Below are 7107 nucleotides of genomic sequence, written 5' to 3' on the forward strand. Positions count from 1 at the left end.
GCAAACAGCGCCAAAAATTAACTCTTGACGCCATAGTCTCTTGTTATGTTTTGGGCCAATTGGTACGACTTAGACCATAAACTGCATGATCTACAACTCGGCCATTCAAATTTTCTGCGCGGCTGATTATGCCCTCAAGCGAGAAACCTAAACGCTCACATACATTACGACTTGGAATATTTTCGCTCGCTGCTGATATCTGAACCTTTTCCATGTCAAGTTCAGTAAAAGCCAAGTCGACCAGTTTTAAAACTGACTTACTCACAATACCTTTACCTTGGTATTCTGAGCTTAACCAGTAGCCAATCTCTACTTTTTTAAGTTGACGGTTAATACTGTTAAAACTGATATTTCCAACCAACTTATCTTGATAAATCATCCCACAAACTAAAGATTTTCCATCAGCATAATCATGCAATGAACTGTTGATAAAGCTAAGAAAAAACTCTTCATTGCTGGCATGAGGAGGCCAAGCTAGCCATTGACTCAAATATTCTCGCTCTCGACTAACAATTTCAAGATAGATCGGAGCAAACTGGGGATTAACCAAAGCCAGTTTCAGATCGGTATCAACATCCAATGTAAACATGATTTCCTCTTAAAAACATAACGCCCGCTTAAGGGGCTGACAACGCTACTACCAAGTTTCCGCATAACACTTAAACCACCGAAATCAACGCACAATAAAAATGCCGCGCGTTGGAAGTCCCTCTTGAAGCGTTTGTTATGTTTACTGTTGCTTCAACTCCACGACACCTTTAGTTTTTTTCCATTCAACAAGATGCCCAGCTAGTTCATTGACCTCTGCTACTGCAACCACTGCTTTAGTTTGATCGTTGGACTCAATCTTATTTATTGCCTTTGGAGATGAATGTATAGCCAAAATTACGCCATAAGATTGATAGTCTTTGAAGCCGTCCGGAGACTTTAACTCAATATCTAGCCCATTTTTAACAATAGCCTCATATCGCCTAAGCTTGTTTGTTTCTTGTTCTGTGAAGATCTTTTTAAGGAACTGTTCTGAATTACTAATACTGTTAACTAAAACAGTTAAACGAGAGTTGTGCTTCTTTGCAATATCGACAGCAAATGCATAAGCGCCTTTTAACTCCTCCGCTGACACAATTACCGGAGAAAAATAAGCGTACCTTTCCATCTTTATAGCTCCATTGTTGATTGTTGATTGTTGATTGTTGATTGTTGATTGTTGATTGTAAACATAACGCCCAATTAAGTAGCCCGAAACGCAACTACCAACTTCCCGCACAACGCCGTAATCACTAAACTCAACGCATAATAAAAATGCCACGCGTTGAGGGTCTGCTTGAATTGTTTGTTATATTTCAGTTCCAGACAGCTACTGAAACACCGAACAACCTTTGAAAATAGCAAACAACATCAAACACTTAACTTAATCTGAGCTAACTTTGGCACAAAAAACAGTTAATTTTTAAATTGGCTCAAGCTTACCAATTGATTCTGATGATAAATCTCAGAGAAACAAACCATTAATGTAAACCAAATCAAAATAGCAGCTAAATGAGCCCAAACGATAATGTTCGTTAGGAATTGATATACTTGATCAAATCAACAGCTATCCATCACAAGAAATCATCAACCAGCAAAGACACCACATTATCACTTTACTTTTAAATTTGTAACACGTTGAATTTAAGAGAAATATAACGCCCTGTTAAGGTGTGAGCAACGCAATACCAATGCCGCAGCATACCACCTTAAACACATAAACTAACGCATAACAAAAATGCTACGCGTTGCGAATCACTCTTAAACAGTTTGTTAACCCTACTCCCAACATATAGCACTGTTTTTATTGACTTTACTAGAGCTAAGCGTAGAATTCAAAGTCCCTGACATTAGGCGACATCGTTGCCATCCCTCTATAGTTGTCACAATGTGATTCTTGAGGACTCTTATGATTGATTTCAATGTTATTCATATGTTGTCCTGATAGTTAATGAAAGTCATGCGCTCGCGCTAGGCATGTCGGGGTCTTTATGGAGGGCTAGATTATGGAAAAACAACCAAATCTAAGTCTAGTTAAAGAGCGCATCGAGTTGACTACTAAAGTGTTCAACTTGCTTACAGCTGTAGGTAAGTTTGCACTAGTCGCTTACGCGCTATTTAACGTGGCTTTTAATTATTGCACTGAAGATCAAATAACATGTACCTGAATATTGGATGGAAAAATAGGTTTGAAGTAAAACCCGGAACTTGGGTGTATGAACCAACCTTAGAATCCAAAAAATACGGTCGTGAATTGATTACCCAAATTCGTAAAAAGTGGAAAGCTCCTGAGTACTATTATCACCTGCGTGACGGCGGCCATGTAAAAGCTTTGGAAAAACATACAACTAATAATTTCTTTGCTAGCCTTGATATCAAAGATTTTTTGGTTCTATAAGTCGCACAAGAGTTACAAGAACTTTAAAACCACTTTTTGGATACGATATCGCACGAAAGTTAGCCAAACTCTCATCTGTCAAAAATGATGGCTCTAAAGCCCATTCGCACAGCATTCCTTATGGGTACGTGCAGTCGCCAATTTTAGCCTCTATTTGTTTACATAAAAGCACATTTGGTTCTGAACTAGACTCATGCTTTAACGACCAAAATGTCACTATTAGTGTTTATGTTGATGACATTGTGATCTCATCAAATGACAAAGAGCTTTTGAAGCACTGGTGTGAACGGCTAAAAAACGCAGCCAAACGTTCTAAGTTTACATTAAACGCGTTAAAAGAATCGCCAGCAGATTCCACTGTCGTAGCTTTCAACATCGAAGTTACCCACAATTCAATGGTGATAACGAAAGAGCGATTCAAATTGCTTTACGAAGCATATCAAAATAGCCAATCAATCATGCAACGCAAAGGCATTGGTGGCTATGTGGGAACTGTAAATAAATCTCAGGCTCGCCTACTGGATTTATAAATATCTGATAGTAGGGTTAACGCCCGCCTAAGGGGCTGACAACGCATCACCACTAAACTCAAACACAACAACTGCAACCACCGCGGCTCATTAGGACTGAAAACGCCACGCGTTGGCAGTCCCTTTGAGGCGTTTGTTATGCGCGCCTTGCCCAAAATGCTATTTGATACCATAATTAGGTACTTTTTGGTATTTATGGAGATGGGCTCATGGCTAAAAATACAAGTATCACTCTTGGTGAACACTTCGATGGCTTTATTACAAGCCAAATACAAAGTGGACGTTACGGCTCAGCAAGTGAAGTCATTCGCTCTGCGCTACGTCTACTCGAAAACCAAGAAACCAAACTACAGTCACTCCGTCAACTACTTATTGAAGGAGAGCAAAGTGGTGACGCTGATTATGACCTTGATAGCTTCATCAATGAACTCGATAGTGAAAACATTCGATGAAACCATTTAATCTTACCGTCGCCGCCAAAGCCGATTTACGTGATATTGCTTTATTCACTCAACGACGCTGGGGAAAAGAGCAGCGAAATGTTTATTTAAAGCAATTCGAGGATTCCTTTTGGCTTTTAGCGGAAAATCCCGACATTGGTAAATCATGCGATGAAATCCGAGAGGGATACAGAAAATTTCCCCAAGGGAGTCACGTCATCTTTTATCAGCAAACCGGCAGCCAACAAATCAGGGTGATCCGAATTCTTCATAAGAGCATGGATGTGAACCCAATATTCGGCGCATAACGCCCGCTTAAGGGGCTGACAACGCTACTACCAAGTTTCCGCATAACACCGTAACCACCAAAATCAACGCATAATAAAAATGCCGCGCGTTGGAAGTCCCTCTTGAAGCGTTTGTTATGCTTTATTACTTATTGATTACATTGAACTTTTACAAAATTCATTTGTTCGCAGCAGTTTAACTCAAAATGAAAAACCAGCCTACTTTCAGCAATCATTGTTGTCGATAAGATCCCAAACAAGTTGAAGCGAATTAGCTTGCGGAATCAATGAACCAGCAACACCAAAGAAAGAGACCTTTCAGCAACAATCGAACCTTTTACGCACACAATTTATCAGAGCAAAGCCGGAAAAAAGCGCACAAGCATCGATAAACTTGCGCTAACCAAACACTGTCAGCAAGCAAGATGTTCATGAGATCCCAAACATGCTGAAGCGAAATAGCTCGCGGAATCAATGAGCCAGCAACACCAAAGAAAGAGACCTTTCAGCAACAATCGAACCTTTTGCGTACACAATTTATCAGAGCAGAGTTGACCGACAAAACACAAGCATCGTTCAACTTTCAATCGCCACCAAAAAGAACAATAAACTCATAATATCAATAAATTAGAATACAAAAACGTCTAAATCAGACTAAGTTTTCCCATTAAAATTTATATATTGATTTTGCTGAGGCTCAATAAAGCATAACGCCCGCCTAAGGGGCTGGCAACGCATTAACACTAAACTCAAACACGACAACTGCAACCACCGCGGCTCATTGGGACTGGAAACGCCGCGCGTTGACAGTCCCTCTTGAGGCGTTTGTTAGCTTCGTAGCCTGTTGTTTCCAAATAACTTTTAAACACCTTTGCTTGAAAGTGATTTTACGCAAAAGCATCAAGCAAACACACGTCCAACACCAAAAGCTGTGAAGTTGGCTGCCAAAACTCAAAACGCTCAAGGCTAAGTTGGCCACGGTTAAGAGTCCGCGACAAAGAAAGCAAGATCACAGCGATGATGCAGCATTTTGTAAAACTAAGCTGACCGTACTGTGCGTCCAACAACACTGAAGCATCGAAGCTTGATGGGTTTCAGCGACTTGAAAACTGCTGAACATTCAACACTTTCTACCAAATCAGCATCAGACAAAACTAAAAAGCCAAATAGTGCTACTTGAACGCTTAAAGCTGAATTTTCACAACAAATGAGCTTAGATTTTGATGATTCTAGCCTTTAAGAAGCTAACGCCCGGTTAAGGGGCAGACAACGCCACTACCAAGCTTCCGCATAACACCGTAACCACAAAAACCAACGCATAGCAAAAATGCCACGCGTTGGCTGTCCCTCTTGAACCGTTTGTTATGCTTAAACTTCAAACACTTAGGTTTAAATAACCATTAGAATAACTCAGACTTTCAAACCAACCCAAGCACCAAAACTCGTTAACCTGAGCGAAACCATGATTTGAACAAAAACTGAGTTAAATTCACTTCGATCAAAAGAACAAAGTGCCCTTTCAATGAAAATCTGACCAACCAAACTCACAACAAACTGGCGTGAAACTCGAATGAGGCAACTACGCTGAACCAGCAGCGCCAACGAAATTACCTTTTCATTAGGCAGCGCAAGACAATAGAAAATTGCCGATACGCTTTTAGCCGATAAGCCAAAGGACCAAATTACTCAAAGCGACTTGAGAAAAAGAAACTCAACACGAACCGGCTCAGAACTAAAATGAGGCAACCGCTCGAAACTCACAGCATCAATTCATTTCAAGCAGCGACAGCTTTGAATCATTGCCGACAAACAAGATCGAATGGCCGAAGGAACAAAGAAAAGACCACAACCGATTGATTTTATGAGATTAAGCATAACGCCCGCCTAAGGGGCTGGCAACGCATTACACCAAACTCAAACACAACAACCATAACCACCACGGCTCATTGGGACTGGAAACGCCACGCGTTGACAGTCCCTCTTGAGGCGTTTGTTATGTTTGTGGTTCTGAAACGGCTACTCTTTCATTTTTTCTAATGTAGATCAGATGGTTATTATAAAACTCACTTTCAACATAACCATGCTGGAGAGCTTTCTTGTAAATTGACGCTACAAAAATATCCGCAAGACTAAAAGTCCGACCAATAATAAAACCTGATTCATTACAAATCGTCTGACTTAACTTATCAAGACACAGCATAATCCACTCTCCCCGAACTTTCCGTTTGGATGTTTCATCTAGGTCGGGCCTAAAAAAGTTAAGCACAGTTCGGTTTTGAGGTGAATGAATACTGGAGTTCACGTATTCACAAACTGAGCGGATTTTTGTTTTTTCCTCAAGACTTTGACCTAGCAATGGACTCGTTGGAAATCGCTCTTCGAGGTATTCGGCAATAGCCATTGACTCAGTAAATACTAGACCATCAACTAACAACGAAGGCACATAGCCAAATGGATTCATCACACGATAAGTCGTAGCAAGGTCGTCCGAGCTAACTTCAATTCGTTCGTACGGGATACCTTTGAAATTAAGCATCCATTCAACCCTTTCTGAGCTGTTGGAACCCTTTGCGCTATAAAGTGACAAGTCCATTTTAACTCCGAAAAACATAACGCCCGCCTAAGGGGCTGGCAACGCATACCACTAAACTCAAACACAACAACTGCAACCACCGCGGCTCAATGGGACTGGAAACGCCGCGCGTTGACAGTCCCTCTTGAGGCGTTTGTTATAAAGCGGACTCTACGTTAAGCGCTTTTTCTAACCACACCGAGCTGATGTACTGCCCATGTTTCTTGGCATATTCGTTGAAAATGCCGACTTCTCGGAAACCAAACCGTTTATGTAATGCTACTGATGCGTCATTTGGTAATGCAACACCCGACAATATACGATGGACGCCATAAGCACGAATGGATGAAAACAGCTGAGTATAAAGCTTCGAACCTAAACCTTTCCCTTTAGCTTCTTGTGCCAGATAAACGCTCACCTCTACAGTGTCATCAAAAGCTGGTATTGCTCTGTACTTTTGGGAACATGCAAAACCTTGCAACACACCGTTTTCTACAGCCACATATATTTGATATTTGGTGGTTCTAGAAAACTGAGAGAACCATTCCTCACGATTTTCCAGAGTAAATGGAAATTCCTCAAAGCGTGCATTGGTATGTTCAATATAAAAGTTAAATATGTCGGTAATGCCCGCAATATCTTCAAATTCACCTGTTCGAATTTCCACAAAATGTCCTCTTTCTTCGAGCTTTATAACGCCCGGTTAAGGGGCAACCAACGCCACTACCAAGCTTCCGCATAACACCGTAACCACAAAAATCAACGCATAGTAAAAATGCCACGCGTTGGTTGTCCCTCTTGAACCGTTTGTATGGATAATAACTAACGAATAAGGGTAAAGTGAGACCCAGAC

Annotated in this window: 9 protein-coding genes and 1 pseudogene; 4 read left to right on the forward strand and 6 right to left on the reverse strand. The window is 40.9% G+C overall.

What is annotated here, in order from left to right; translation table 11 throughout:
- Positions 1–43: 43 nt before the first annotated feature.
- Positions 44–589: a GNAT family N-acetyltransferase gene (locus tag BSR11_RS00075; protein WP_072668504.1), complete on the reverse strand. Its 546-nt coding sequence runs from the start codon at positions 587–589 to the stop codon at positions 44–46.
- Positions 590–730: 141 nt separating this feature from the next.
- A complete protein-coding gene (locus tag BSR11_RS00080; protein ID WP_305848786.1) occupies positions 731–1309 on the reverse strand; it encodes a hypothetical protein in 579 nt (192 codons plus the stop codon).
- Positions 1310–2185: 876 nt separating this feature from the next.
- On the opposite strand from BSR11_RS00080, the gene BSR11_RS17375 reads away from it, so the two are divergent.
- The 4 genes from BSR11_RS17375 (at position 2186) to BSR11_RS00105 (ending at position 3703) form a co-directional block, all read left to right on the forward strand.
- Positions 2186–2425 (forward strand): RNA-dependent RNA polymerase family protein, encoded by a 240-nt coding sequence (locus tag BSR11_RS17375; RefSeq protein WP_240004021.1) that lies wholly within the window; start codon positions 2186–2188, stop codon positions 2423–2425.
- A 128-nt stretch (positions 2426–2553) separates the two neighbouring features.
- Positions 2554–2955 (forward strand): reverse transcriptase domain-containing protein, encoded by a 402-nt coding sequence (locus BSR11_RS17380; protein ID WP_240004022.1) that lies wholly within the window; start codon positions 2554–2556, stop codon positions 2953–2955.
- Between the two features lie 209 nt (positions 2956–3164).
- Entirely contained in the window at positions 3165–3407 is a 243-nt protein-coding gene (locus tag BSR11_RS00100; RefSeq protein WP_001107719.1) for a type II toxin-antitoxin system ParD family antitoxin, read from the forward strand.
- Positions 3404–3703: a type II toxin-antitoxin system RelE/ParE family toxin gene (locus BSR11_RS00105; protein ID WP_072668507.1), complete on the forward strand. Its 300-nt coding sequence runs from the start codon at positions 3404–3406 to the stop codon at positions 3701–3703. The genes BSR11_RS00100 and BSR11_RS00105 overlap by 4 nt, the downstream gene beginning before the upstream one ends.
- 866 nt (positions 3704–4569) lie before the next feature.
- On the opposite strand, the gene BSR11_RS00110 is transcribed toward BSR11_RS00105, so the two are convergent.
- The 4 genes and pseudogenes from BSR11_RS00110 to BSR11_RS00130 form a co-directional block, all read right to left on the reverse strand.
- Positions 4570–4752 carry a DUF645 family protein gene (locus BSR11_RS00110; protein WP_072668508.1) on the reverse strand — a complete coding sequence of 61 codons (183 nt, stop codon included), beginning with the start codon at positions 4750–4752 and terminating at the stop codon, positions 4570–4572.
- Between the two features lie 472 nt (positions 4753–5224).
- Positions 5225–5355, reverse strand: a pseudogene (locus BSR11_RS17605) (DUF3709 domain-containing protein); the annotation flags it as partial.
- A gap of 320 nt (positions 5356–5675) precedes the next feature.
- On the reverse strand, positions 5676–6275 hold the full coding sequence (locus BSR11_RS00125; protein WP_001891245.1) for a glutathione S-transferase family protein: 600 nt from the start codon (positions 6273–6275) through the stop codon (positions 5676–5678).
- A 136-nt stretch (positions 6276–6411) separates the two neighbouring features.
- A complete protein-coding gene (locus BSR11_RS00130; RefSeq protein WP_002053638.1) occupies positions 6412–6921 on the reverse strand; it encodes a GNAT family N-acetyltransferase in 510 nt (169 codons plus the stop codon).
- Positions 6922–7107 lie beyond the last annotated feature (186 nt).

This window comes from Vibrio injensis, assembly GCF_001895205.1.
In the GTDB taxonomy this organism is placed as follows: Bacteria; Pseudomonadota; Gammaproteobacteria; order Enterobacterales; family Vibrionaceae; genus Vibrio; species Vibrio injensis.

Coding starts and splice junctions, on each gene's coding strand:
- BSR11_RS00075 (WP_072668504.1), bottom strand. CDS start 589: ATGTTTACATTGGATGTTGATACCGATCTGAAACTGGCTTTGGTTAAT.
- BSR11_RS17375 (WP_240004021.1), top strand. CDS start 2,186: ATGTACCTGAATATTGGATGGAAAAATAGGTTTGAAGTAAAACCCGGA.
- BSR11_RS00100 (WP_001107719.1), top strand. CDS start 3,165: ATGGCTAAAAATACAAGTATCACTCTTGGTGAACACTTCGATGGCTTT.
- BSR11_RS00105 (WP_072668507.1), top strand. CDS start 3,404: ATGAAACCATTTAATCTTACCGTCGCCGCCAAAGCCGATTTACGTGAT.
- BSR11_RS00125 (WP_001891245.1), bottom strand. CDS start 6,275: ATGGACTTGTCACTTTATAGCGCAAAGGGTTCCAACAGCTCAGAAAGG.